Here is a 24,248-nt window from a genome sequence, read left to right as displayed (position 1 = left end):
GAAACGGCGCTTCGGTTCGCCGCGCGCCGACTCCGCCCGCACCGCGTCGGCCAGCGCCGCCGCCAGCTCGCCGCACGTCCCGTAGCGTTCGTCCGGATCACCCGCCATGGCTTTGGCCAGCACCGCGCCGACTCCGGCGGGCAGCCGCTCGCGATCTGCGAGCACCGCGTCGGGCAACCGGCCGGTCAGCAGTTCGTAGCAGGTGACGCCGAGCGCGTAGACATCGGCGCGCCGGTCCACGCGTCCGCCGCTGCGCTGTTCCGGTGGCGCGTAGGGTGCGGTGAACGTCCTAACGCCCGTGTCGACCTGGGTGGCGGCGGGATCCGTCCGGCGCGCGATGCCGAAGTCACCGACCAGCACCCGGTCCGCGCCCGCGTCGCCGGGCGCGACGAAGATGTTGGCGGGCTTCACATCCCGGTGCACGACGTGGTGTTCGTGCGCGTAGTCGAGCGCTTTGGCCGCCTCGGTCACGATGTGCACCGCACGGCCCGCCTCGACGCCCGAACGCCCAGGACCGACCAGTGCCGCCGCGTCGCCGCCCGGCACGTACCGCATGGACATCCACAGCGTGCCGTCTTCCTCGCCGAAATCCTTGACGTCCACGATGTTCGGATGATCGAGACCGGCCGCCAGCTGCGCCTCCCGCCGGAACAAGGCGATGTACTCGGGGTCGTCGCGCCCCGCGCCGACCACTTTCAGCGCCACCCGCATCGGCAGTGTCGGGTGCTTGGCGAGATACACCGTGCCCATCCCGCCGGAACCGAGCCGTCGTTCGATCTGATGACCCGCGAACACCGAGCCGGCGATCAACTCCGCAGCGACCACCCTCCGCGCACCTCCCTGTGCCACCGCATCCGTGAGATCGGCACTCCACCTGCGCGAACTGCCGCGCGGCCCCGCGCCCCGCGCGGCGGTTTCGTCCCGAAGGGCTCCGCCGCGGACCTCGGGCAATGCGTATGCTGAATCCACTCACGTCGCCTTCGCTTCGCGAGACGACTTGGCGCGCAGTGTAGTTGGGAGGGATGCCAGTGGCCACGGCTGGTCCCGATCGGCCCTCGCTCGACGTGCGAATACTCGGCCCGGTACGGCTGCTCGTCGACGGAGTTCCCATCGTCCTGTCCGGTGCGAAACCGCGTGCGCTGCTGGCGATCCTGGTAGTCAACCGCCGCCAGGGCGTCCCGAAGATCGCGCTGATCGATGCGATCTGGGGCGAGGACCCGCCGCCGCGCGCCATGGACGGCCTCTACGCGTACGTGTCGAATCTGCGAACCGTCCTGCGCGGAGCCGGAATTCCCGATCGCGACGTCCTGCGCACCGTCGACGCGGGCTATCTGCTCGACATCGCCGACGACCAGTGCGACGTCGGCCGATTCGAGGCCGCGCGTACGCGCGGCGACGCGGCCGCCCGCGCCGGTGACTCACGCACGGCCGCAGCGTGTTTCGCGGAAGCGTTGGGCCAGTGGGGCGGCACGCCGGTGACGGGCGTGCACGAACTGGGGTTCGCCGCGAACTTCGCCACCGACATGACCGAGCGCAGACATCACGTGCTCGTCGATCGGATCGCCGCCGACATCGCCGACGGGCGCGCGAGCGCGGTGACCGGCGAGCTGACCGCGTTGACCGCCGAACGCACCGTGGACGAACGGGTGTGGCGACTGCTGGCCAGGGCGCTGTACGCGTCCGGACGGCAGGCCGACGCGCTGAACGCCTTCCGGGAGCTGCGGCGCAACCTGGTGGAGGAACTCGGCGCCGATCCGCAACCGGAGACCGCCGAGCTCGAGGAAGCGATCCGCAACCACCGGCTGCCGCCGGAATCGCCGTCCGCCCGTGGCGCCACCACCCGCGACGTGCCGAGCATCCGCCGCAGGGCCTGGTTGCGCGTCGGCGACGGCGACCGGATTCCGGTGCCGCCCTCGGGTCTGCGCATCGGCCGAGAACCCGACAACGACATCGTGCTCGACGACGCGCGGGTCAGTCGCAAGCACGCGCGCATCCTGCACCGCGACGACGGGATCTTCGTCAGGGACCGGGATTCCGCGAACGGGGTGTACGTGAACGAGGTGCCGATCCGTGCCGACACCCCGCTCACCGACGGCGACGTCATCAGGGTCGGATCGACGCGGCTGCGCTACGGGGCGAGCGAGGAGACCGCGCCACCGTCCTGACCAGGCGATTGCAGAAAGTCTCGAGAATCGCCGAAGGCACGGCTCCTAGTTTGCTCATCGGGAGCACCGCTCCCGGACCGTAGCACTCGACAAGGGATGGTTCTCATGACTTTTCGCACGCTGATCGCCGCCACCGCATTCGCCGCCGGTCTGCTGACCACGACCGCGCCCGCGTGGGCCGCACCCGCCCCGAAAGACGCCGACCCCGCCGAGCGCGGCAAGGGCTGCGGCTACACCGACTCCTACCCGACCATCAGCAGCGGAAGCCGCGGTGACGCCGTCCGGCAAGCGCAGTGTCTGCTCCAGCTGCACGGCTATGCCGTGAAGATCGACGGCGCCTTCGGGCCGGATACCGAGGCGGCGGTGCGGGACATCCAGGCCGCGTACGGTCTGAAGGTCGACGGCGTGGTCGGGCCGGACACGTGGGCCGTGTTGTACTCCTGATGATTCGCGGGCGTCGCCGCTGCGGCGGCGGCGCCTTCGCCGCGTCGCTCAATAGCCCGTCGGCAGCGCGGCGAACATATCGCGCGTCACCGCCACCGCGTGGTCGGAGCTGCCGCCCTTGACCAGCAGCGTCGCGAAGGCGATGTCGCCGCGATACCCGACGAACCACGAGTGCGAGCCGCCGTCCACCTCTGCCTCACCCGTCTTGCCGTACACCTCGCCTTGATCGACGATGCGCTCGGCGGTGCCGCCGGTGACCACCTTGCGCATCATGACCCGCAATCCCTCGATCACCTCCGGCGCGATGGCGGGCCGCTCCCCTTCGACGGCGGTGGGCCGCCCGGCGATCAGGTACGGCACCGGCGCCGTGCCGTGCGCGATGGTCGCGGCCATCACGGCCATGCCGAAGGGGCTGACCACCACCTTGCCCTGCCCGATCCCGTCCTCGGTCCGCTGCACCATCTCGCCCGCGGTCGGCACCGAGCCGGACGCGGTGGGCAGTCCGACCACCGAATAGTCTTGGCCCACACCCAGTTTCGCGGCGGTGACGTGCAGCGCGTCGGCGGGCAGCTCGCTGGCCAGCTTGGCGAAGGAAGTGTTGCACGATCGCTCGTATGCGGTGGCCATCGGCACGCTGCCGACCGTGAAGTGGTTGTAGTTCGGAATGGTGCGCTCACCGATGACGATGCTGCTCGGGCAGGGCAGCACGGTGTCGGGCGTGGCCAGCCCGGCGGCCATCGCCGCCGCGGCCGTCACCGTCTTGAACACCGAACCGGGCGGATACTGGCCGATGGTGGCCACCGGCCCGTCCCGGTCCGCCTCGTCGTTCTGCGCGACCGCCAGTATCGCGCCGGTGGACGGGCGCAGCACGACCATCATGGTCTGCTCGGTACGCACGTCGACGGCGCGCTGGGCGGCGTTCTGCACGTAGCGGTCGATGCTCAGCGCGAACGAGGGCGCAGGTTGCGCGGGCACCTCGGTGAGCACGGCGGTGTCGGCGCCGTTGGCGTTCATGGTCACCACGCTCCAGCCCGATTTGCCGTCCACCTCGGCGATCACGGTCTGGCGCACCTGTGTCATCAGGTCGGGCGCGAAATGGCGATCGGTCGCGACCAGGTCCCATTCCTGGGTCAGCGTCACCCCGGGCAGCCCGATCAGGTCGGCGCCGACCTGGTCGTATTCCAGCTCGGTGAGCAGCAGCACCGTGTACGCGCCCTTGATGTTCTTCGCCGTCTTCAGGATCGCCTCGGGGGTGAGCCGTTCGTCGAAACGCGACAGCGACCGGGACAGCGCGGCGGCCACCGTGGCGGGGTCGGAGGCGTCGGCGGCGGTGAACGCGACGCGGCACACTTTGCCGGGCACCAGGACGTCGCTGCCGGACTGCTCGTTCACCCTGGCGCGCGGGGCCGGGTTCGCCCGCAGTTCCATGGTCTGGGTGTCGCCGAGCTCGGGGTGGATGTTCGACGACGTCCAGCGCACCATCCAGCGCCCGCCGCTGCGGCCCATTTGCAGCTGGCCGGTGTAGGTCCAAGTGCGGTTCTTCGGCAGGCGCCACTCGTAGGTGTATTCGACAGTTGCGGTGTCGCCGGTGACCCTGGCCGCGCCGGTCCGCGCCGTCAGCTGTTCGGCCTGTAGGTTCTGCCACGCGGAAGTCAGTGCGGCGGTGGCCTTCTCGGGCTGACTGGTGAGCTCGGCGGCCGCGGCCACCTCGTGGTCGGCGAAGGCCGCGACGAAGGCGTCGGCCGCGGGCGCGGGACCCTGCGGCCCGGGCGAGCAGCCCGCCGCCGCGGCGGCGAGCACCGCGACGGACAGCGGAATCAGCATGCGTGTCGACATCGCTGCCGATGGTACTGGCCAACAATGGGCAAACGCCTGCGGCGCACCGCATCTCGGCCGACGAGGATGGTGTTCCGCATCAGGTGGCGCGGGCGGTCTCGAACTATCGGAATCCGAGATCTCAGTCCAGCAGGACGGTCGCGAAGGTCGCGATCTGGCGGAATCCGACCCGGCCGTAAGCGCGGCGGGCCACCGTGTTGAAGTCGTTCACGTACAGGCTCGCGGTGCGTCCCGATGCGACCACCGCGTTGGCCACCGCCGCCGTGCCCGCCGTGCCAACGCCCTTGCCGCGCCGATCGGGATGCACCCACACGCCCTGGATCTGGCCGGTGCGCCGGGATAGCGACCCGACCTCGGCCTTGAAGACCACTTCACCGTCCTCGAAACGCGCCCAGGCCCGGCCGGATTCGATGAGGTGCTGGATGCGGCGCCGGTAGCCCCTGCCGCCGTCGCCCGCCCTCGGGTCGACGCCGACCTCCTCGATGAACATGGCGATCGCCGCGCTCAGGTAGCGGTCCAGCTCCTCGGGCCGTGCCCTGCGGACCTGCGGATCGGCCGTGGCGAGCGCGGGCTGGCCGAGCGCGAGCAGCGGCTGCGTGCCGCGCAGTTCCCGCGGGGGTCCCCAGCGCTCGGTGAGCATCTCCCACAGCGGCAACGCCAGCTCCTGGCGGCCGACCACGGAAGAGCACACTCGCGGCCAGCGGATCGCGCGGTCGGCGAACGCGCGCAACGCGTCGTGGTCGCCCCGCAGCGGCACCAGATTGGCTCCGGAGAAGCAGAGGGATTCGGCGGGGCCGCCGCGGCTCCACAGCTCACCGTGCCCGCCTCTGGCGTCCAGGCCGAATTCCTGCAACCGGGCCGCGATCATGCACGAGGCGACCGGATCGCTGTCGAGCACTCGCAGGACCTGCGCCAGATCCCGGTTGGCGAGCTGACGCGCGGGGGCGTATTTCGCCCGTCGCGTCGGCTCCAGCAGACTCCGCACAATCGACAGCCTGCCACGAACTCGGCCGATCCGGTACGGGTATCCGAAACGCGCTGGTCCCGGCCGGTCTCAGCCGACGGTGACGACCGGCTCCCCGGCGCCATCGCGCTCGCCCATCTCCTCGGCGATCCGCATGGCCTCCTCGATCAACGTCTCGACGATCAGATGTTCGGGCACGGTTTTGATCACCTCGCCCTTGACGAAGATCTGACCCTTGCCGTTGCCAGAGGCCACACCCAGATCCGCTTCGCGCGCCTCACCGGGCCCGTTGACGACACAGCCCATGACCGCGACGCGCAGCGGCACTTCCATGCCCTCGAGCCCGGCGCTGACCTCGTTGGCCAGCGTGTAGACGTCCACCTGGGCGCGACCACACGACGGGCAGGAGACGATCTCGAGCTTGCGCGGGCGCAGGTTCAGCGACTGCAAGATCTGGCCGCCGACCTTCACTTCCTCGGCGGGAGGGGCGGACAGCGAGACCCGGATCGTGTCACCGATGCCCTCGCTGAGCAGCGCGCCGAAGGCGACCGCGGACTTGATGGTGCCCTGGAACGCCGGACCGGCCTCGGTCACGCCGAGGTGCAGCGGGTAATCGCATTGCGCGGCGAGCTGACGGTAGGCCTCGACCATGATCACCGGGTCGTTGTGCTTGACCGAGATCTTGATGTCGCCGAAGCCGTGTTCCTCGAACAGGCTCGCCTCCCACAGCGCCGATTCGACCAGCGCTTCGGGGGTGGCCTTGCCGTACTTCTCCATCATTCGCTTGTCCAGCGAACCGGCGTTCACGCCGATGCGGATCGGGATGCCGGCGGCGCCGGCGGCCTTGGCGACCTCCTTGACCCGGCCGTCGAACTCCTTGATGTTGCCCGGATTCACGCGCACCGCCGCGCAACCGGCGTCGATCGCGGCGAAGATGTAGCGGGGCTGGAAATGGATGTCGGCGATCACCGGGATCTGCGACTTACGCGCGATCGTCGCCAACGCATCCGCATCCTCCTGACGCGGACAGGCGACACGCACGATGTCACAACCAGAGGCCGTGAGCTCGGCGATCTGCTGCAATGTCGCATTCACGTCATGCGTTTTGGTGGTGGTCATCGACTGCACCGAAATCGGGTGGTCACTACCCACACCGACACCACCCACCATCAACTGACGGGTCTTGCGGCGGGGCGCGAGAACGGCCGCGGGTGCGGTCGGCATCCCCAGTCCGATTGTGCTGGTCACTTTCGGCTGCCTACTTTCGTCCGTGTGCTGCGGGCCGTTCGCCTACCGAGCTTAGCCGCGCCCGGTGGACCACCACCCTGTGACGCCCATGACACGGTCTGGCGACGTGTTGTCCCGCGATTGCCCGCGACAGGGTACCCCGCCAGGGATAACTCAGGGAAACAGCCGAATCGGGTTCACGATGTCGGCGGCCAACGTCAGCACCATGTACGCGCCGCCGAGGACGACGGCGAGGTAGGTCGCGGGCAACAACTTGAGGTAGTCGACCGGACCGGCCGGCGCGAGGCCGCGCCAGCCGCGGACGGTGTTGCGGAACTTCTCGTACAGCACCACCGCCATGTGACCGCCGTCCAGCGGCAGCAGCGGCAGAATGTTGAACGCGCCGAGGAAGAAGTTGAGGCTCGCCAGCATCAGCACGAACACCTGCCACAGGCCCTCGCGCGCGCTCTCGCCGCCGATGCGGCTCGCGCCGTAGATGCTGACCGGGGTCTCCGGGTCGCGCGCGCCGCCGGTGACCGCGTCCCAGAGCGCCGCGACCTTGGCGGGCATCTGGGCGAGCGACTGGAAGGTGCGCACGAAAAGGTCGCCGGTGAAGGAGGCCGCAGCGGGGACGGCCGTGACGACGTTGTACTGCTCGATCGGCGGGTTGTCGAGGGTGACGCCGACCGCGCTGACCTCGGTCTTCGTGCCGTCCTTCGCGTAGCGCGTCACCGGCTGCGGCGTGACCGTCACCTGCACCCGCTGTCCGGCGCGGTCCACGGTGTAGGTGATCGGGCCCTGCTGCTTGCGGGTCTGCTCCGTGAACTCCGCCCAGGTGCCGACCGCGACGCCGTTCACGGCCGTAATGGTGTCGCCCGGTTGGAGGCCGCCCACCTGCGCGGGGCCGAGACCGCTGCACTGTTGCAGGGTCCCATCGGGATTCGCGTCCGCGACGCACTGCAGGCTCCCGACGGTGGGGGCCGGTTCGTCCAGCCGCGGCAGGCCCCACCCGACGGCCAGCACCACGATCAGCAGGAAGCCGAGCACGAAGTTCATCGCGATGCCGCCCGCCATCACCACCATTCGCTTCCAGGTCGCCTGGCGGTACATGGCGCGGTCCAGTTCCTCCGGCCGCACCTCGTCCAAAGCGGTCATGCCCGCGATATCGCAGAAGCCGCCGAGCGGGATGGCTTTGACGCCGTATTCGGTCTCACCGCGGTGGAAGGACCAGAGGGTCGGCCCGAACCCGACGAAGTAGCGGCGCACCTTCATGCCGGTGGCTTGGGCCGCCCACATGTGTCCGCATTCGTGCAGGGCGACCGAGATGAGGATGCCGAGCGCGAACAGCACGAACCCCATGGCGAACACCATTTGCTCTCCAGCCCTCCTGCGTTGCGCAGCTCGTCGACATCCCGCGCACGCGCCGGCGCGGCCGCGAGCACCCCGACCACACTAATGGACGCGGCGGGACCGAGTCCGTCACCAGCCCGCGCACGTCCGCGCGAACGCGCGGGTACGCCGGACGAATTCCATCCCCGATCCTCAAAGCCTCAGTCTGCCAGCATGCGGTCGTGCGCGCCGGGGACCGGCGATTCAGCCTCCGACGACGCGCCGGGCGTAGTCGCGCGCCCAGCCGTCGGCGGCGAGCACCTCGGCCAGGCTCTGCGGCTCGGTCCGCCACTGATCGGCCGCCTCCACCGCCTGAGCCACCGTGCGCACGATCGCCGGGAAGCCGATCAGACCGTCCAGGAACGCCTGCACCGCGATCTCGTTGGCGGCGTTGTAGACCGCCGTCACGCTGCCGCCCGCGGTGCCAGCCTGCCTGGCCAGGTCGACCGCGGGGAACACCTCGTTGTCGACCGGCTCGAAGGTCCAGGTGGCGGCGGTGCCGAAATCACAGGGGGCCGCCGCGCCGGGCACCCGGTCCGGCCAGCCGAGCGCCAGCGCGATCGGCAGCTTCATGTCCGGCGGGCTGGCCTGCGCCAGCGTCGACCCGTCGGTGAAGGTGACCATCGAGTGCACGATCGACTGCGGGTGCACCGTGACGTCGATGCGGTCGTAGGGGATACCGAACAGCAGGTGCGTCTCGATCAGCTCCAGGCCCTTGTTCACCAGCGAGGCCGAATTCAGGGTGTTCATCAGACCCATCGACCAGGTCGGGTGCGCCTTGGCCTCGGCGGGGCTCACCGATTCGAGCATCTCGGCGGTCCAGCCGCGGAACGGCCCGCCCGACGCGGTCAGCACCAGCCGGTCGACCTCCTCGGCGCGTCCGCCGCGCAGGCACTGCGCCAGCGCCGAATGTTCCGAGTCCACCGGCACGATCTGGCCGGGCGCGGCGGCGCGGGTCACCAGCGAACCGCCGGCAACGAGCGATTCCTTGTTCGCCAGCGCGAGCCGCGTGCCCGACTCCAGGGTGGCCAGGGTCGGCTCCAGGCCGAGCGAGCCGACCAGCGCGTTGAGCACCACGTCCGCCTCGGTGCGGCGGACCAATTCGGTCACGGCCGCCGGGCCCGCCAGCGGAATGTCGAGGGCCGCGGCGGCGGCCGGATCGGCGACGGCGACATTGCGAGTCCCGGTGGCGGCCATCTGCGCGGCGAACAGCTCGGTATTGCCACCGCGGGCCGCCAAGCCGACCACCTCGAACTTGTCGGGGTTGGCGGCGATCACCTCGAGCGCCTGGGTACCAATGGATCCGGTGCTGCCGAGCAGCAGGACTCTCACGATGTCGGACACCAAGCCATTGTGTCCTACCGTGCCAGGCCGCTCACCGCGCGCGTCGAACGCGGCCCGACTACCAACGACGCGGCGTCGTATGTCACGATATCGAGCAGTAGCCCCACCGAGTGTGTACCGGAATGTTCGGTACCCGAACCACCTGAGGAGCGATCGTGGCCGCCACGGAAATCGAACCCGCCAAGAACGAGCGCGCCATCGTCACTCACGTGGACACCGCCGAGGTCCCCTCCGCCGCCTGGGGTTGGAGTGGTGAATCGCGTCGCACCTTCCGCATCGCGGGCTGGATCGTCGCGTTCGCGCTGGTGGCCATGGTCATCGGCAACCACAAGGGCAAGATCGAGGACATCTACCTCATCGGCTTCGCCGCGCTCATCGTGGTCATCCTGGTGCGCGACACCATCCTGCGGCGCAAGCCCCGCTAATTCTTCGCGGCCGCGCGCCCCGGTCCATGCCGGGGGCGCGGCCGTTGTCGTGCCCGCGTCCACCGGGCTCGCCGCGGATCACCCGGCATCGCCGGACTCGATCGACCGGCCGCCGCCGCGCGGGCGATAAACTGGTCGACTGCCGTGTCGATGTGGAGGAGTGCCGCAGATGACAGTTGGACAGCCGGCGCCGCGGGTTCCCTGGCCGGGAAACGTGCAGGTCAACCCGATCATCGCCACGGTCACGCCGTTCACTCGCGACCACGCCGTCGACAGCCGGGCGCTGGGCGAGTACCTCGGCTTTCTGCACCGGGCGGGCGTCGATGCCATCCTCGTCAACGGCACCACCGGCGAGTTCGCGAATCTGACTGTCGCCGAACGCAAGAAGGTCCTCGAGCAGGCCCGCGCGCAGTGGCCGGGCCACCTGATCGCCCACGTCGGCGCCACCGCGTACGGCGACGCGATCGACCTGCTCGACCACGCTCGCGAGCACGCCGACGCCGTCGCCGCGATCGCCCCCTATTTCTTCGCCGACCCACCGGAGACCGGCGTCCGTGACTTCTTCGGCAGGCTGCTCGCTCGCACCGAATTGCCGATGCTGCTGTACAACTTTCCCCGTCACACCCAAACGCCGATCTCCCCGGAGCTGTTCGGTGCGCTCGCCGCCGAGTACCCGATGCTCGTCGGCATCAAGGACTCGAGTGGTCGGCTCGACGTCACCCGGGCGTATACCGCGACCGGACTCGCGGTCTTCGCGGGCAACGACGGTGCGGCCGCACGGATCGGCGAGCTCGGCGTGCACGGCATCGTGTCCGGTGGGGGCAATCCCGTGCCCGAGATCCCCGTTCGTATCGCCGCCGCCTTGCGCGACGGCGACGGTGATGCGGCAACGCGTTGGCAAGCCGTGTTCGACGAGTGTCGCGCCCTCCGCCACGAATCGGGCCTCTCCGACATGACGTTCGTCAAAGCCGCCCTCGCCGAACGCATTCCAGGATTCCCGGCCACCGTCCGCAGCCCCCTGGTCACCCCGGCCGACGCCGTGATCGCCGACATCCGCGCGCACCTGCGCAACAAGATCCTGCCCCGCCTCCACGAGGGCACGCCGTGACACGCATAGGGATCACCGGGCACCTCCATCTCACCGCGGCCACCGCCGAACTGATCCGCGCCGCGCTGTTCGAACGATTGCGCGACTGCGACGGCGAGCTGATCGGAGTGAGCTGCCTTGCGCCGGGCGCGGATTCGATCTTCGCCGAGGTGGTGCTCGCGCTCGGCGGGCGGTTGGAGGTCGTGCTGCCCGCGCGGCACTATCGAGACCAGGCCGTCCCGATCGACCGCGTCGCGGTCTTCGACGACCTGCTCACGCGGGCCGCATCCGTGCGGGTCATGCCCTACGCCGAACCGTCGCCCGTCGCGTACCGCGCGGCGAACGAAGCCGTCCTGGCCGACATCACCCGGCTCGTCGCCGTGTGGGATGGCAGCGACGGCGATACCGGCAGCACCGCCGACGCGGTCGACGCCGCCCGGCGACGGCTCGTCCCGATCGATATCGTCTGGCCCGCCGGGGCGCGGCGCAGCGTCGAATAGACCGGATCAGCGACCGCGCCGCTTGCTCTTCGCGCCAGAGGAGCGTGCGCCCCGTGTCGCGGAGGCACCCTTCCCGCCCGTCGGTTTCCGCTGCGGCGCAGGCTTTTTGACGGTGGTCCGCTTCGCCGGCTGTTCGGCGCGTGGCGCGCGCGAGCTCCGTTCGGAGCGGCCACGCACCACGCCGATGAATTCCTCGACCAGCTCGGTGGTCTCGGACGCGGGCCAGGCCAGGGCGATCTCGGTGTCCGGGTGATCGGTGACGGTCCGGTACACCAGATCACGACGGGCGTGCAGGCGCGCGATGGAGTGCGGGACGACGGCGAGTCCGACTCCCGCGGCGACCATTTCGAAGGTGACCGCCGCCGCGTCGATGTCCGAGGCGTCCTGCACGCGTTCGTCGGCCAGCTCCGCCGCGCCGACCTCGGAGAACAGCGAGATCGGGTGGTCCTTGGGCACCACGACGACCGGCACCTCGCGGTACAGCGGAATCGCGCTGAGCCCCTCGCGGTCGATCGGCAGGCGTACGAAGCACATGTCGACCCGTCCCTCCCGCAGCGCGGTCAGCTGGTCGGCGGCCGCGAGCGGGATCGTCTCGAGCTGGACATCCGAGAACCGCTCACTCCAGATCCGTTCCCACTTCGACACGGTGACGCCGGGCACGAAACCCACCCGAAGGACGGGCCGGTCCTCCTCGGGCTCCGGCCGCGCCGCTTCGGCCTCCGCGCGGGCGATGACCTCGCACGCGGCGGTGAGCAGCTCGCGGCCCTCGTCGGTGAGCTGCGTCGGCTGGGCGCCGGGGACGAACAGCTTGGTGCCGAGCTCGTCTTCCAGGTCGATGACCGTCCGGCTGAGCCGCTGCCGCGCGATCCCCAGCGCTTTGGCCGCCCGCGCGAAGTGCAGCTCCTCGGCCACCGCGACGAACCAGCGCAACCGCTCGACGTCGATCGACTCCACCTGACTCATTCGACCAAGGGTATTGCACGCCGCGCACCGGTCCGGACGGCCGCCGCGACGACGAGGCTGGGACGGAGACGGTCCGGCGGTCGACTAGGCTGTCCCGGTGAGCCCGGACAAGAAACCGCAGATGATGAAGCCGCTGACCGCGGCCGACAAACTCGGCATCTACCTCCCCGCCGCGCCGGAGGAGTTCCGGAACTCGCCGATCACCCGCGCCGACCTCGATCGGCTGCGCACCGATCCCCCGGCCTGGCTCACCGAACTGCGCCGCACCGGTCCGTTCCCGCGCGACATCACCGCCCGCAAGCTCGGCGTCTCCAACAGCGGCCTGGCCCGCGCCGGTGTCTCCGACGCGTTGACCGCCGACGAGATCGCCACCCTGCTCGCCGACCCGCCCGAATGGCTGGTCCGCGAGCGCGAGAGCTACGAAGCCGTGCAGCGCGAGAACGAGCGAGTCAAGACGAAAGAAGCCGAACGCCGCGCCGCCACCAACCGCCCGGCAAAGAACCGTTTCCGCGCGGACTGACACGCGGACCAGAGCTCGCCATCAGGGACGGTCAGTCCAGGCCGAGATCGAGCTGATTCCAGCTGATGGTGATGTCGAGCGGATCGGCGACATCGACCGCCACCATGTCGCCACGGGCCCGTAGCGACATGTTCTCCCGGACGTAGGTGCCGTCGGCGGTGAGCCTCAGCATCTCGATCGATGCCGCAGGCCCGTCGTCCTGCACCATGCGCACGATCCAGTAGTACGGGATGCTCAGCCGCGCGTACTCCGCACGCTTTTCCACAAGATCCGCTGTCACCGTATTCGGAGAAACGACCTCGACAACAAGCAGTGTGTCCGCCGCTGTCGGCTTGGTCTTCCACTTGCCCCGCGGTTCATCGACACAGCGATACACGATCGCGTCCGGTCGCTTGTAATGGAACGGGACCTCGGAGACCAGCATGTCGAGCTCACCGCTGGCCCGCAGACACGGCGCACCGCCGGGACGCTTGGACACCGCCTCGCGCAGCGCTCCCTTGATGTTGTCGCTGATCGCAACATGATTCGGCGATGGCGATTCGCAATGCACGATCATGCCATCGCGGATTTCCAGAGTGCGGGCGATGTCCTCGGGCATGTCCAGGTACATGGCCATATCGACGATCGGAATCGTGGTCCGCAGCCATGACCAGTCGACAGCCTCGCTCATGCCGCAAGCGTAGCGTCTCGACCGTGCGGCAATCGGCGGCTGATGCCGTAGTCGCCTAGAGCGGGGCTTCGCGGACTTTGGCGGCGAGTCCGTCATCGAGGCGCGTGGGGCCGTGGAAGGTGAACACCCAGCGGGCGCGAGAGGGGTCGGAGAAGGTCGAGAGGATCAGAGCGGCCTCGCCGCCGAATTGACCTTGGTAGACGAAACGTTCGTCGGTCCTGGTGCCCTCGGTGCTCGAGCCTTGGGATTTGGCCCTGGACTTGAATGTGGTCACCGCCTGCCGCGCCGCCTCCGCGGTCGGGTAGGCGTAGAAGTGGTAGGCCAGCTTGGCGCTGTCCCCCAGGAGGCATTCCCACTGTGCCTGCCAACGGTCGAAGGCCGATTCGTCGCCGTCCCTGGCGCGCCAGTCCTTCCATTCGGAAATCGGACGACAGGACGCGCCGTTGTAGCCCTTGCCGTTGTCGCGATTGTTGCTCGGCAGCATCCCCGGAAACGCCGCCGACATCTCCGACAGATCCTTGTGCCCCTTCGAGCGTCCGGTCAACTGCGATACCCACGTCGAATCGTCGGTCCACACGAAGGTCCCGCACCCGGCCAGCAGCGCGAACACGATGCCCAGGATCACCAGGAGCACCTTCGCGCTCGAGCTGCGCCGCCGGGGCGGAAGGGGCGGACGATACGCGGCGGGGACAGCGCCGTAGCCGGGCGGATATCCCTGCGGCACACCGCCATTCGCATAAGGCGGCGGCATGGGCCGGGCGTAGCGCGGCGGGTGCGCCACCGGCATGGGGTTGGGCGCCGAGGCTTGCGGGCCCACCACCGGATGCGGACGGGGCGTATGTGGCGCGACGGCGTGCGGCGTGCTGACCGGACCGAGCAACGCCTGCTGCACGGCCGCGGCGAACTCCGCGCAGGAGTCGAACCGATCCGCGGGCCGCTTGGCCAGCGCGCGGTCCAGCACCGCGTCCAGCGCGGGCGGCAGGCCGGGCCGCACCGAGCTCAGCGGCGGAGGCGGCTGCTTCAGGTGTCCCTGGATCACCGCGACGGCCTGCGGGGAATCGAACGGCACGGTGCCGGAGAGCAGCCAGTACAGGGTGCAGGCCAGTGAGTACTGATCGGTCCGGTGATCGAGCGCCGCACCGGTGAGCTGCTCCGGCGCGGCATAGGCGAGGGTGGCGGTGAAGGTGCCGGTCTGGGTGAGCTGGTTGGTGTCCTCGCGCGGGCGAGCGATGCCGAAATCGGTGAGCAGCACCCGCTCCTGCCCGGCTGAACGGGAGAGCAGGATGTTCGCGGGTTTCACGTCACGGTGCAGCACACCCATGCGGTGCGCGTAGTCCAGCGCCAGCGCGGTCTCGGCGACGATCTGGGCGGCCCGCTGCGGCGGCAGGGTGCGCGGGTCGACCGAGGCCGCGTCCACGCCGTCGATGAACTGCATGGAGATCCACAGCTGCTCGTCTTCGATGCCGCGATCGAACACCGCCACGATGTTGGGGTGGTCCAGCTGCGCGACCAGATCGGCCTCGCGCTCGAAGCGGGCGCGAATCTCCGCGTCGGAGAACAACTCCCGCTTCAGCAGCTTCAGCGCGGTACGGCGGGGCAGCCGCGGGTGCCCAGCCAGATACACCGCACCCATGCCGCCCTGACCGAGCAGTCGTTCGATGGCATACCCGGCGAATACGTCACCTGGCTGCAGCAATGGCCCCCCTCGTGATTCAGTTCTCGGCTGCCAGCTGCCCGCAGGCGGCGGCGATCTCCTGGCCTCGGGTGTCACGCACGGTGCACGGCACGCCCTGGGCGTTGACCCTGCGGACGAACTCGCGCTCGACGGGCTTCGGACTGGCGTCCCACTTGCTGCCCGGCGTCGGGTTGAGCGGGATGACGTTGACGTGCACGCGCGAGCCGAGCGCCTTGTGCAGTTTCGCACCGAGCATGTCGGCGCGCCACGGCTGGTCGTTGATATCGCGAATGAGCGCGTACTCGACCGACACCCGGCGACCGGTCTTGTCGGCGTAATAGCGCGCCGCGTCCAGCACCTCGGCCACCGGCCAGCGGTTGTTCACCGGCACGAGCGTGTCGCGCAGCTCGTCGTCGGGGGTGTGCAGCGAGACCGCCAGCGTCACCGACAAATCTTCGTCGGCGAGCTTGCGGATCGCGGGAGCAAGGCCGACGGTCGACACCACGACATTGCGCTGCGAGATGCCGAGACCGTCCGGCGCGGGTGAGGTGATGCGGCGCACCGCGGCGACCACCCGCTTGTAGTTGGCCAGCGGCTCGCCCATACCCATGAAGACGATGTTGGACAGTCTGCCCTCGCCGCCCGCCACCTCGCCGTCGCGCAGCGCGGCCGCGGCGGCGCGCACCTGGTCGACGATCTCGGCGGTGGACAGGTTGCGATTCAGCCCGCCCTGACCGGTCGCGCAGAACGGGCAGGCCATGCCGCAGCCCGCCTGGCTGGAGATGCACAGCGTGTTGCGGTCGGCGTAGCGCATGAGCACGCTCTCCAGCAGGGTGCCGTCACCCGCCCGCCAGAGCGTCTTGCGGGTCTGGCCGTCGTCGCACGCCACGTGCTTGACCACCGAGAGCAGTGGCGGGAACAGCGCCGCGCCGACCTTCTCACGCACCGGCGCGGGCAGATCCGTCATCTGCTCGGGATCGGCCTGCAGCCGCCCGAAGTACTGCCGCGCGATCTGGTCGGCGCGGAACTTGGGCAGCCCGAGCTCTTCGACCGCGGCGCGCCGCCCCTCGGCATCGAGATCGGCGAGATGCCGCGGCGGCATGCCACGGCGCGGAGCATCGAAAACCAAGGGCAGGGAGGCGGTCATAGTTCTTCCAGTCTCTCATCCGCCCCTTGTTGTCGAATGGTCAGCCCGGAACAGTGCGCGAGGACACAGAACCGATCACCGCCACGCACCTGCCGCGCTCCACCACCGAGCCGGTGTCCAGGATCGCCAATGGCGTCGGCCATCGCTCCGAGGCCGGGTTCAGCCGCGCGTTCCAGCGCGAGTTCGGTGTGCGACCGCTGCGCTGGCGGCAGGTTGCGTGAGCACGGGAATGACGGAGGTCAGTGTTTGGCGGCGCGCCGCAGTTGGATGATGCGCATACCGCCGACCAGGGCCATCACCAGCGCGCCGCAGATCACCGAGAGCAGCACCGCGACGCCGATCGGCAGGTGGAACTCCCAGAAGAACAGACTCACCTGGATGGTCTCCAGATTCTGGAGGATGAAGATGAGCAGCACGATCATGATCAGCGTGCCAGCCACTAGCCCGACCCAGGCGTAACCGGTCCGCGAGGAGATCGAGGGTTTTTCGCCGGTGGTGGGCGGCTCGGTCGCCGGCGGCGTCGGCGGAGTGCGGGCCGGCGGCGGGGTGGCCGGGGCGGTCGGCTGATCGGGCCGGCTCGGCTCGGGCTCGTGCTCGGCATTCGGGGACATGCCTCGATCATGGACGATCGCTATCACGGCCGCCGGGAATTCGCGGTATGTCGCCCAGCGGCCGGTCACAGCAGCGTGCTGAGCACCAGCCAGGAGACGAACGCGGAAGGCAGCATCGAATCGAGGCGGTCCATGATGCCGCCGTGCCCGGGCAGCAGCGTGCCCATGTCCTTGATGCCGAGTTCGCGCTTGATCTGCGATTCGATCAGGTCACCGACGGTCGCGACCAGCACGAGTCCGACACCGAGCACCACGCCGATCATCGAATTCGCGTCCAGCAGCAGGGTGACCGTCAGCAGACCGCCGATGACGCTGAACACCAGCGAGCCGCCGAAGCCCTCCCAGGATTTCTTCGGGCTGATCGACGGCACCATCGGATGCCTGCCGAACAGCACGCCCGCCACATAGCCGCCCACGTCGGAGCAGACCACCAGGATCATGAAGGTCAGCACCCGCAGGTTGCCGTCCGGCTCCAGCAGCAGCAGCGTGGCGAAGGAGGCGAGCAGCGGGATCCAGGCGAGTGCGAAGATCGCGATCGCCGTGTCGCGCAAGAAGTTCCGCGGTGCGGTCTGCAAACCGTGGTCGAAAAGGCGCCACACCATGCAGGTCAGCGCGGTGGCCGCGAAGGCGCCCGCGACACCGCTCGCGCCCCATGGCCAGCCGAGCCAGAACACCGCCTGCCCGCCCACGATGAGCGGGATCCGCGGCACCAGCACGTCCGCCTCGCGCAGCCGTTTGGCCACCTCCCAGGTGGCCACGCCCACACCGGCCGCGGCGACCGGGATGAAGACCAGCGGCGCGAACAGCAGGATCGCGATGAGCGACAGTCCGAGCCCCAAGCCGACCGCCAGCGCGGCGGGCAGGTTACGTCCCGCCCGCGACGTCGTGGCGGCGGGCGTGGGGACCACGGGCTCGGCATGGTCGGGGTGCGCGGTGTGGAACTGCCCGACCGCGAAGTCACCCGGACGGACCGGGTTCGCTTCGGCGGCGCCGCTCCCCGGCGTCGGCTCCTCGGCCGCACCCGTTGCGGCGGCATTGTCGGCCACGATTGTCCCGTCGCTCACTCGTTGTTCCTCGTCCCCCGACCGTGCGGGCCCTCGGATCTGTTGTCAGACCTCGAGCAGTTCGGCTTCTTTGTGCTTGACCAGCTCGTCGATATGACCCACGTATTTGGCGGTGGTCTTGTCGAGCTCCTTCTCGGCGCGCCCGACCTCGTCCTCACCCGCCTCGCCATCTTTCTGGATGCGCGAGAGTTCGTCCATGGCCTTGCGCCGCACATTGCGAATCGCGACCTTGGCGTCCTCGCCCTTGCTCTTGGCCTGCTTGACCAGCTCACGGCGGCGTTCCTCGGTGAGCTGCGGGATGCTGATGCGCAGGATGTCGCCGTTGTTGGTGGGGTTGACACCTAGGTCCGAGTTGCGGATCGCGGTCTCGATGGGGCCGAGCTGACCGGCCTCGTAGGGCTTGATCACCACCATCCTCGGCTCGGGCACCGTGATGCTGGACATCTGGGTGACCGGGGTGGGCGAACCGTAGTAGTCCACGACGACCCGGGAGAACATGCCCGGATTCGCGCGTCCGGTCCGGATGGTCCCGAGATCGTCCTTCGCCACCGAGACGGCCTTCTCCATCTTCTCCTCGGCGTCGAAGAGCGCTTCTTCAATCACGACCGTTTCCTCCACAGCGTCGTCATCGTCATGATCCGCGGTTCGCGGGCTCAGGACCGAACCAATGTGCCGATCTTCTCACCGGCGACCGCGCGGGCGATATTGCCCTTCGTCAACAGATTGAACACCAGGATGGGCATCTGGTTGTCCATACACAGGCTGAAGGCCGTGGCGTCGGCGACCCGCAGGTCACGCTCGATGGCCTCTTTGTGCGTGATTTCGGTGTACATCGTCGCGGTCGCGTCGACCCGCGGATCCGCGGTGAAGACGCCGTCGACCGCCTTGGCCATCAGCACCACGTCGGCGCCGATCTCCAGGGCACGCTGGGCAGCGGTGGTGTCGGTGGAGAAATACGGCATGCCCATGCCTGCGCCGAAGATCACCACGCGGCCCTTCTCCAGGTGGCGCTTGGCGCGCAGCGGCAGGTACGGCTCCGCGACCTGGCCCATCGTGATCGCGGTCTGCACCCTGGTGTCGATCCCCTGCTTCTGCAGAAAGTCTTGCAGCGCAAGGCTGTTCATCACGGTGCCGAGCATGCCCATGTAATCCGAGCGGGCCCGCTCCATGCCGCGCTCCTCGAGCTCGGCGCCGCGGAAGAAGTTACCGCCGCCGATGACTACGGCCACCTGCACACCGGTCGCGACGACCTCGGCGATCTGCTCGGCCACGGTCTGCACGACGTCGGGGTCGAGGCCGACCTTGCCGCCGCCGAACATTTCGCCACCCAGTTTGAGAAGTACCCGGCGATATCCTGGGCGGTCGGTCCCCGGGTCCGTCATCGGTGCTCTTCTCCTTTGGTGATGGTGTTCGTTCTCAGCATGCTGAGACATCAGGGCACAGCGGATAAGTTCGCGATCCCGCAATAAGGCGGTTCCTATCCTGCCTTACTCGATTTCGGCGACCGTAGAAGACCCCCTCCGACACCACGAGCGGGTCGGGAATCGGGGCGCCGCGTCGCCGCGCGGCCCGACGGACGCGGACAGCAGAAGGCCCCTCATCCGTCGGGGGTGACAGGATGAGGGGCCTTCACAGGCTGTCAGGCCTGGCCGACCTCGAACCGCGCGAAGCGGCTCACGGTGACACCGGCCTCGTCCAGCAGGGCCTTGACGGTCTTCTTCGAGTCGGTGACCGACGCCTGCTCGAGCAGGACGACGTCCTTGAAGAAGCCGTTGACGCGGCCCTCGGTGATCTTCGGCAGCGCGGCCTCGGGCTTGCCCTCCTCGCGAGCGGTCTGCTCGGCGATGCGGCGCTCGTTCTCCACGACGTCGGCCGGAACCTCGTCGCGGGTCACGTACTTGGCCTTCAGCGCGGCGATCTGCATGGCGGCGGCGCGGGCGGCCTCGGCCGCGGCATCGCCCTCGCCCTGGTACTCGACCAGCACGCCGACGGCGGGCGGCAGGTCGGAGGAGCGCTTGTGCAGGTAGGTCGCGACCGGGCCCTCGAAGGACACGACGCGGCGCAGCTCCAGCTTCTCGCCGATCTTCGCGGCGAGCTCCTGCACGGCCTGGTCGGCGGTCTTGCCGCCCAGGTCGACGGCCTTGAGCGCGTCCAGGTCGGCGGGGCGGACCTTGGCGGCCGCCGCGACGATCTGGTTGGCCAGACCCTGGAACTCGTCGTTCTTGGCGACGAAGTCGGTCTCGGAGTTGATCTCGATCAGCACGCCGTCCTGCGTGGCGACCAGACCCTCGGCGGTGGCGCGCTCGGCGCGCTTGCCGACGTCCTTGGCGCCCTTGATGCGCAGGACCTCGACGGCCTTGTCGAAGTCACCGTCGGTCTCTTCGAGGGCCTTCTTGCAGTCCATCATCCCGGAGCCGGTCAGCTCCCGGAGCCGCTTCACATCGGCAGCGGTGTAGTTCGCCATCGGTGGCGAGCCTCCTTTGGAGAAGTTCAGTTACTGGGCAGCGGTGATCACCATGGCACTCCGTGGTGATCACCGCTGAAACAGCGGGTTACGAGCCTCAGGCCTCGGCCGGGGTCTCGGCGGAGGACTCGGCGCCCGGCGCGGCCTGCGCCAGCAGCTCCTGCTCCCACTCGGCGAGCGGCTCGCCCGCGCCCGCTTCCGGCTTGTCGTCGCCGGAGGCCAGACCGGCCCGCGCCTGCACGCCCTCGGCCACCGCGGAGGCGACGACCTTGGTCAGCAGCGCGGCGGAGCGGATCGCGTCGTCGTTACCCGGGATCGGGTAGTCGACCAGGTCGGGGTCGCAGTTGGTGTCCAGGATCGCGATGACCGGGATGTTCAGCTTGCGCGCCTCGCCGACGGCGATGTGCTCCTTGTTGGTGTCGACGACCCAGATGGCCGAGGGCACCTTCTGCATGTCGCGGATACCGCCGAGGGTCCGCTCCAGCTTGTTCATCTCACGCGTGAGCATGAGGATTTCCTTCTTGGTGCGACCCTCGAAGCCACCCGTCTGCTCCATGGCCTCGAGCTCCTTGAGGCGCTGCAGGCGCTTGTGCACGGTGGAGAAGTTGGTGAGCATGCCGCCCAGCCAACGCTGGTTCACGTAGGGCATCCCGACGCGAGTCGCCTCGGCCGCGATCGACTCCTGGGCCTGCTTCTTGGTGCCGACGAAGAGAACGGTGCCACCGTGGGCGACGGTCTCCTTGACGAACTCGTAGGCCTTGTCGATGTAGGTCAGCGTCTGCTGCAGGTCGATGATGTAGATGCCGTTGCGGTCGGTGAAGATGAACCGCTTCATCTTCGGGTTCCAGCGCCGGGTCTGGTGTCCGAAGTGCGCGCCGCTGTCGAGCAGCTGCTTCATGGTTACGACAGCCATGGCTCCCGTATCTCTCTTTCGTTGCCGGTTGACGCAGTGGGTCGGCGACCCGCTGCCCTGGCGCCGCCGAATCGTCGGACCCGGTCGGATCACCGATCGGGACCAGCCGACGATTCCCTGTTCTCACTGGCACTGCCGCGAACGAGCACTCTCGGAATTCGGGAGCTGAGGTTCGAACGGCGCCGTTGCGAACAAGCACGGGTGGCGCGCGAAGTCGGTCCGTGCCGGGCACAGACCGCTCGATCAGTCTACGACCAGGTGCCTCCCTGACCTAAATCCCCTGGTCACGACGCCACAACCAGGCGAAACGCGCGATTTCCACAGGAGCCGACGTTGTCCACACACGCCGGATCGGGGATGTCGCGAGGGCGCCTCGACCGGCGAAGGTCGAACCCATGCACCGACTTTCCCTCTCGATCACCGTGATTCTCCCGTTGATGTTCGTGCTGACGCTGGCGGGCGCGCGACCTGTGACGGCGCAGGCACGGCCGGTCCGTGGCGCCGATCCGGGCTGCTCCGGGTCGGCGTGCCTGCCGTTTCGAGCGCGAGAACTGCCGCTTTTCCGGCTGGCCCCGATGCCGCTGCCCACACCGGACACGCGGTTTCCGTCCGGTCCCGATGTGGCCTGTTCGGGTTCGGCATGCCCGTCGCACCGAGCGCCGGAACTGCCGCTGTTCCAACTCCCGCTTATACCGCCGCGAGTGCCGGACACGCGGTTGTCGATCGTGCCGGGCGGTTCGGGCCTCCCGAGTGGCCCGGCCGATTCGGCGTGGCGGCAGCGGTCGTGACCCGAGCGCCGAAAAATGAAAGTGGCCTTGTTCGTGTGGAGACCGGTGCTTTTCGCGGTCGCCGCGGCGTTTCTCGCGGCCTCGACCGCGACGGCGGCGGCAGCGCCGGGCGGGGAGTTCGGGTGGCCGCTGCGGCCTCGGCCCATGGTGGAGCGGCGGTTCGAGCGGCCTGCGCAGAACTGGCTGCCCGGGCATCGCGGTGTCGATCTGGCGGGGTCGCCAGGTCAGAGGGTGCTGGCGGCGGGAGCCGGAATCGTGGTGTTCGCCGGGGAGGTGGCGGACAAGCCCGTCGTGTCGATCGAGCATCCGGGTGGATTGCGGACGACATACGAACCGGTTCGCGCACGGGTCTCGGTCGGCGCGCGCGTCGCGCGGGGTACTCCGATCGGGACGCTGGAGGAAGGGCATCCGGAATGCGCGGCTTCCGCGTGTTTGCACTGGGGTCTGCGTCGAGAGGCTGGACGGCGCGGACGGTTCGAATACCTCGATCCACTCGGATTGCTGCACGTCGCACCACTGCGCCTCGAACCGGTGGGCCCCATCGCGTGAGAGGTCCGGCGCGATCGCGAGGCACCGCCGATCGCGTCCGGGTCGAGGCGTTGCCGCGAGCGGTGTCGGAGTCGCCGAGTAGGAGCGCAGACGGTGCATCTTGTCGACGCGCGGGAGCACCCGTCGCGTTGATCACCTTCCGAACCGCAGGCAACCGGACGATGATCGAGAGATGGAGAATGCGCTCGACGGTCCCTGGTTCACCTACCGCGAGATCGGCGCCACCAAGGGCGAACTCCCGGATGGCTACTACCACTTCCGGTTGCAACGCCGCCTCGGCAACGGCAGAGACCTGTTCGAGCGGGCGGGCGCGGAGATCCTCGCCTATCGGATGCAGAAAGGCGTCGGCATCTTCGATAGGGCGAGCACGCCGACCGCCGAACCGGGCACCCTGCTCACCGTGCGACTCGGGATCGGCCCGCTCGCCATCGTCGCGCCCTGCCGCGTGGTGTACGTGTTCGACGACGAGAACCGGCGCGGTTTCGCCTACGGCACGCTGCCCGGACACCCCGAGGTCGGCGAGGAACTGTTCTCGGTCGAGTACGACCCCGCCGACGACTCGGTCCACGGCGTCGTCACGGCCTTCTCCACACCCGCGACCTGGTACACCGCGGTGGGCGGCCCGCTGGTTCGGCTCCTGCAACGCGTCATCGCGGGCCGGTACCTCGCTACCCTGCCCACCCGGGCTTAGGCCGCGCGCGAACAGGGACCCGAGCTCAGACCGCGGCCGCGAGCGTGGACGCCAACTGGGCCAGTCCCGAACGAATGCGGGATTTGACGGCGGGGAGGCCGACGCCGAGACGCTCGGCGACCTGCGGGTAGGTGAGGTCGTGATAATAGGCGAGCAAGAGCGATTCCCGTTGCAGTGGCGTCAGGGCGGCCAGTCCTGTTCGCACGCAGCGGTATTCGTGACGGCGCAGCACCTCGTCCGCGACATGATCGGCGGGCCGCCCGTAATCGCCTGCGGCCCAAGCTTGATCGCGGTCGGTAGCGGCGCATTCCCGGCGCACCCGGTCCACCGCCTGCCGGTGCGCGAGCGTCCACAACCACGTGGTGACCGAGCCGCGCCGCTCGTCGAAACCCGCTGCGCTGCGCCAGACCTGGAGGTAAACGTCGTGACAGGTCTCCTCGGCGTAGTCGGGATCGCGCACGATCGCGAGCACCCGCCCGAAGACGAGCGGGCGCGTTCTGGCATAGAGCAGTGCGTAGGCGTCGCGATCACCGACGCCGATCCGGCGCACCAACTCGGCGTTGGCGATGGTGTCCGGAATCCGATGGTGGGTTGACGTGCGAGCAGACAGAGCTGGCGAAACCATGATGCCCCCGATGGCAGCGGACGCTGACGAATGGACCACCCGTCGAGGACACGGACGGTGGCGTCTACCGCGGATTCCGTTCCGGGGGCATGGGTTTCGGACATCCGCCAGTGGCCAGACTACCGGTCGGTCCTGGACCGCGCCGCCGCTTCGGGCGCGCCCGGCACGTCCAATCGGAGGTGGCCGA

26 protein-coding genes are annotated in these 24,248 nt (G+C 69.1%); 9 read left to right on the top strand and 17 right to left on the bottom strand.

Going from position 1 to position 24,248, the window contains the following annotated elements:
* The coding region (locus NX1_RS28400; RefSeq protein WP_157120151.1) for a serine/threonine-protein kinase at positions 1-825 on the bottom strand (825 nt) is incomplete at its 3' end.
* Positions 826-1,028: 203 nt separating this feature from the next.
* Here NX1_RS28400 and NX1_RS28395 point away from each other — a divergent pair.
* Both NX1_RS28395 and NX1_RS28390 read left to right on the top strand, forming a co-directional pair.
* Entirely contained in the window at positions 1,029-2,165 is a 1,137-nt protein-coding gene (locus NX1_RS28395) for a BTAD domain-containing putative transcriptional regulator (RefSeq protein ID WP_245668716.1), read from the top strand.
* A 105-nt stretch (positions 2,166-2,270) separates the two neighbouring features.
* Positions 2,271-2,609, top strand: coding sequence for a peptidoglycan-binding domain-containing protein (locus NX1_RS28390; RefSeq protein ID WP_169812302.1), 339 nt, complete (start codon positions 2,271-2,273; stop codon positions 2,607-2,609).
* A 48-nt stretch (positions 2,610-2,657) separates the two neighbouring features.
* Here the strand turns inward: NX1_RS28390 and NX1_RS28385 are convergent, their stop codons facing one another.
* The 5 genes from NX1_RS28385 to dxr all read right to left on the bottom strand — a co-directional run bounded on the left by NX1_RS28385 (position 2,658) and on the right by dxr (position 9,369).
* Positions 2,658-4,445 carry a penicillin-binding transpeptidase domain-containing protein gene (locus NX1_RS28385; RefSeq protein ID WP_068065847.1) on the bottom strand — a complete coding sequence of 596 codons (1,788 nt, stop codon included), beginning with the start codon at positions 4,443-4,445 and terminating at the stop codon, positions 2,658-2,660.
* 121 nt (positions 4,446-4,566) lie between these two features.
* Positions 4,567-5,430, bottom strand: a complete 864-nt coding sequence (locus NX1_RS28380) for a GNAT family N-acetyltransferase (RefSeq protein WP_084501821.1) — start codon at positions 5,428-5,430, stop codon at positions 4,567-4,569.
* A 69-nt stretch (positions 5,431-5,499) separates the two neighbouring features.
* A complete protein-coding gene (gene ispG / locus NX1_RS28375) occupies positions 5,500-6,657 on the bottom strand; it encodes a flavodoxin-dependent (E)-4-hydroxy-3-methylbut-2-enyl-diphosphate synthase (protein ID WP_068065845.1) in 1,158 nt (385 codons plus the stop codon).
* A gap of 153 nt (positions 6,658-6,810) precedes the next feature.
* Positions 6,811-8,007: a M50 family metallopeptidase gene (locus NX1_RS28370; RefSeq protein WP_068065843.1), complete on the bottom strand. Its 1,197-nt coding sequence runs from the start codon at positions 8,005-8,007 to the stop codon at positions 6,811-6,813.
* A gap of 222 nt (positions 8,008-8,229) precedes the next feature.
* Complete coding sequence (gene dxr, locus NX1_RS28365; RefSeq protein WP_068065878.1) at positions 8,230-9,369, bottom strand: 1-deoxy-D-xylulose-5-phosphate reductoisomerase; 1,140 nt, start codon at positions 9,367-9,369, stop codon at positions 8,230-8,232.
* 155 nt (positions 9,370-9,524) lie between these two features.
* Between dxr and NX1_RS28360 the strand changes: the two genes are divergently transcribed.
* From NX1_RS28360 to NX1_RS28350, 3 genes are all read left to right on the top strand, one after another.
* Positions 9,525-9,794, top strand: coding sequence for a DUF2631 domain-containing protein (locus NX1_RS28360; protein ID WP_068065840.1), 270 nt, complete (start codon positions 9,525-9,527; stop codon positions 9,792-9,794).
* A gap of 169 nt (positions 9,795-9,963) precedes the next feature.
* Positions 9,964-10,902 carry a dihydrodipicolinate synthase family protein gene (locus NX1_RS28355; RefSeq protein WP_068065838.1) on the top strand — a complete coding sequence of 313 codons (939 nt, stop codon included), beginning with the start codon at positions 9,964-9,966 and terminating at the stop codon, positions 10,900-10,902.
* Complete coding sequence (locus tag NX1_RS28350; RefSeq protein WP_068065834.1) at positions 10,899-11,381, top strand: hypothetical protein; 483 nt, start codon at positions 10,899-10,901, stop codon at positions 11,379-11,381. Before NX1_RS28355 ends, NX1_RS28350 begins: the two co-directional genes overlap by 4 nt.
* A 6-nt stretch (positions 11,382-11,387) precedes the next feature.
* Here the strand turns inward: NX1_RS28350 and NX1_RS28345 are convergent, their stop codons facing one another.
* On the bottom strand, positions 11,388-12,344 hold the full coding sequence (locus tag NX1_RS28345; protein ID WP_068065832.1) for a LysR family transcriptional regulator: 957 nt from the start codon (positions 12,342-12,344) through the stop codon (positions 11,388-11,390).
* Positions 12,345-12,441: 97 nt separating this feature from the next.
* On the opposite strand from NX1_RS28345, the gene NX1_RS28340 reads away from it, so the two are divergent.
* A complete protein-coding gene (locus NX1_RS28340) occupies positions 12,442-12,864 on the top strand; it encodes a DUF5997 family protein (RefSeq protein ID WP_068065830.1) in 423 nt (140 codons plus the stop codon).
* A gap of 31 nt (positions 12,865-12,895) precedes the next feature.
* Here the strand turns inward: NX1_RS28340 and NX1_RS28335 are convergent, their stop codons facing one another.
* Genes NX1_RS28335 through rlmN form a run of 3 tightly spaced genes read right to left on the bottom strand, consistent with a single transcriptional unit; the run spans position 12,896 to position 16,356 of the window.
* A complete protein-coding gene (locus tag NX1_RS28335; RefSeq protein WP_068065827.1) occupies positions 12,896-13,534 on the bottom strand; it encodes a Uma2 family endonuclease in 639 nt (212 codons plus the stop codon).
* Positions 13,535-13,589: 55 nt separating this feature from the next.
* Entirely contained in the window at positions 13,590-15,230 is a 1,641-nt protein-coding gene (locus tag NX1_RS35670; RefSeq protein ID WP_084501819.1) for a serine/threonine-protein kinase, read from the bottom strand.
* Positions 15,231-15,246: 16 nt separating this feature from the next.
* Entirely contained in the window at positions 15,247-16,356 is a 1,110-nt protein-coding gene (gene rlmN / locus NX1_RS28325) for a dual-specificity RNA methyltransferase RlmN (protein WP_068065823.1), read from the bottom strand.
* A gap of 53 nt (positions 16,357-16,409) precedes the next feature.
* Between rlmN and NX1_RS36600 the strand changes: the two genes are divergently transcribed.
* Positions 16,410-16,577, top strand: a complete 168-nt coding sequence (locus NX1_RS36600) for a hypothetical protein (RefSeq protein ID WP_157120149.1) — start codon at positions 16,410-16,412, stop codon at positions 16,575-16,577.
* 18 nt (positions 16,578-16,595) lie between these two features.
* Here NX1_RS36600 and NX1_RS28320 read toward each other — a convergent pair whose 3' ends face one another.
* The 6 genes from NX1_RS28320 to rpsB all read right to left on the bottom strand — a co-directional run bounded on the left by NX1_RS28320 (position 16,596) and on the right by rpsB (position 21,408).
* A complete protein-coding gene (locus NX1_RS28320) occupies positions 16,596-16,967 on the bottom strand; it encodes a LapA family protein (protein ID WP_068065875.1) in 372 nt (123 codons plus the stop codon).
* 65 nt (positions 16,968-17,032) lie between these two features.
* Positions 17,033-18,031: a phosphatidate cytidylyltransferase gene (locus tag NX1_RS28315; RefSeq protein WP_245668715.1), complete on the bottom strand. Its 999-nt coding sequence runs from the start codon at positions 18,029-18,031 to the stop codon at positions 17,033-17,035.
* A 45-nt stretch (positions 18,032-18,076) separates the two neighbouring features.
* Positions 18,077-18,634 (bottom strand): ribosome recycling factor, encoded by a 558-nt coding sequence (frr, locus tag NX1_RS28310; protein WP_068065867.1) that lies wholly within the window; start codon positions 18,632-18,634, stop codon positions 18,077-18,079.
* Between the two features lie 50 nt (positions 18,635-18,684).
* Positions 18,685-19,413 (bottom strand): UMP kinase, encoded by a 729-nt coding sequence (pyrH, locus tag NX1_RS28305; protein WP_068065820.1) that lies wholly within the window; start codon positions 19,411-19,413, stop codon positions 18,685-18,687.
* Between the two features lie 257 nt (positions 19,414-19,670).
* Entirely contained in the window at positions 19,671-20,495 is an 825-nt protein-coding gene (gene tsf / locus NX1_RS28300) for a translation elongation factor Ts (RefSeq protein ID WP_068065818.1), read from the bottom strand.
* A 97-nt stretch (positions 20,496-20,592) separates the two neighbouring features.
* The gene (rpsB, locus tag NX1_RS28295; RefSeq protein WP_068065815.1) at positions 20,593-21,408 is read right to left on the bottom strand and encodes a 30S ribosomal protein S2; all 816 of its coding nucleotides are present in this window, start codon (positions 21,406-21,408) and stop codon (positions 20,593-20,595) included.
* An 803-nt stretch (positions 21,409-22,211) separates the two neighbouring features.
* On the opposite strand from rpsB, the gene NX1_RS28285 reads away from it, so the two are divergent.
* Both NX1_RS28285 and NX1_RS28280 read left to right on the top strand, forming a co-directional pair.
* Positions 22,212-22,745 carry a M23 family metallopeptidase gene (locus NX1_RS28285; RefSeq protein ID WP_068065810.1) on the top strand — a complete coding sequence of 178 codons (534 nt, stop codon included), beginning with the start codon at positions 22,212-22,214 and terminating at the stop codon, positions 22,743-22,745.
* A gap of 172 nt (positions 22,746-22,917) precedes the next feature.
* The gene (locus tag NX1_RS28280; protein WP_068065808.1) at positions 22,918-23,436 is read left to right on the top strand and encodes a DUF1990 domain-containing protein; all 519 of its coding nucleotides are present in this window, start codon (positions 22,918-22,920) and stop codon (positions 23,434-23,436) included.
* Positions 23,437-23,461: 25 nt separating this feature from the next.
* Here NX1_RS28280 and NX1_RS28275 read toward each other — a convergent pair whose 3' ends face one another.
* Positions 23,462-24,061, bottom strand: coding sequence for a sigma-70 family RNA polymerase sigma factor (locus tag NX1_RS28275; RefSeq protein WP_068065805.1), 600 nt, complete (start codon positions 24,059-24,061; stop codon positions 23,462-23,464).
* Between the last annotated feature and the right edge of the window lie 187 nt (positions 24,062-24,248).

This window comes from Nocardia xishanensis NBRC 101358, assembly GCF_001613365.1.
GTDB lineage: Bacteria > Actinomycetota > Actinomycetes > Mycobacteriales > Mycobacteriaceae > Nocardia > Nocardia xishanensis.
This window is presented reverse-complemented; position numbering and strand designations above follow the sequence as displayed.

Bases quoted from the DNA above. Each gene is read 5' to 3' on its own strand.
- NX1_RS28285 (WP_068065810.1), top strand. From the start codon at position 22,212: ATGAAAGTGGCCTTGTTCGTGTGGAGACCGGTGCTTTTCGCGGTCGCC.
- NX1_RS28335 (WP_068065827.1), bottom strand. From the start codon at position 13,534: ATGAGCGAGGCTGTCGACTGGTCATGGCTGCGGACCACGATTCCGATC.
- rlmN (WP_068065823.1), bottom strand. From the start codon at position 16,356: ATGACCGCCTCCCTGCCCTTGGTTTTCGATGCTCCGCGCCGTGGCATG.
- NX1_RS28390 (WP_169812302.1), top strand. From the start codon at position 2,271: ATGACTTTTCGCACGCTGATCGCCGCCACCGCATTCGCCGCCGGTCTG.
- NX1_RS28280 (WP_068065808.1), top strand. From the start codon at position 22,918: ATGGAGAATGCGCTCGACGGTCCCTGGTTCACCTACCGCGAGATCGGC.
- pyrH (WP_068065820.1), bottom strand. From the start codon at position 19,413: ATGACGGACCCGGGGACCGACCGCCCAGGATATCGCCGGGTACTTCTC.
- NX1_RS28370 (WP_068065843.1), bottom strand. From the start codon at position 8,007: ATGGTGTTCGCCATGGGGTTCGTGCTGTTCGCGCTCGGCATCCTCATC.
- NX1_RS28320 (WP_068065875.1), bottom strand. From the start codon at position 16,967: ATGTCCCCGAATGCCGAGCACGAGCCCGAGCCGAGCCGGCCCGATCAG.
- tsf (WP_068065818.1), bottom strand. From the start codon at position 20,495: ATGGCGAACTACACCGCTGCCGATGTGAAGCGGCTCCGGGAGCTGACC.
- NX1_RS28385 (WP_068065847.1), bottom strand. From the start codon at position 4,445: ATGTCGACACGCATGCTGATTCCGCTGTCCGTCGCGGTGCTCGCCGCC.
- NX1_RS28275 (WP_068065805.1), bottom strand. From the start codon at position 24,061: ATGGTTTCGCCAGCTCTGTCTGCTCGCACGTCAACCCACCATCGGATT.
- NX1_RS28345 (WP_068065832.1), bottom strand. From the start codon at position 12,344: ATGAGTCAGGTGGAGTCGATCGACGTCGAGCGGTTGCGCTGGTTCGTC.
- NX1_RS28355 (WP_068065838.1), top strand. From the start codon at position 9,964: ATGACAGTTGGACAGCCGGCGCCGCGGGTTCCCTGGCCGGGAAACGTG.
- rpsB (WP_068065815.1), bottom strand. From the start codon at position 21,408: ATGGCTGTCGTAACCATGAAGCAGCTGCTCGACAGCGGCGCGCACTTC.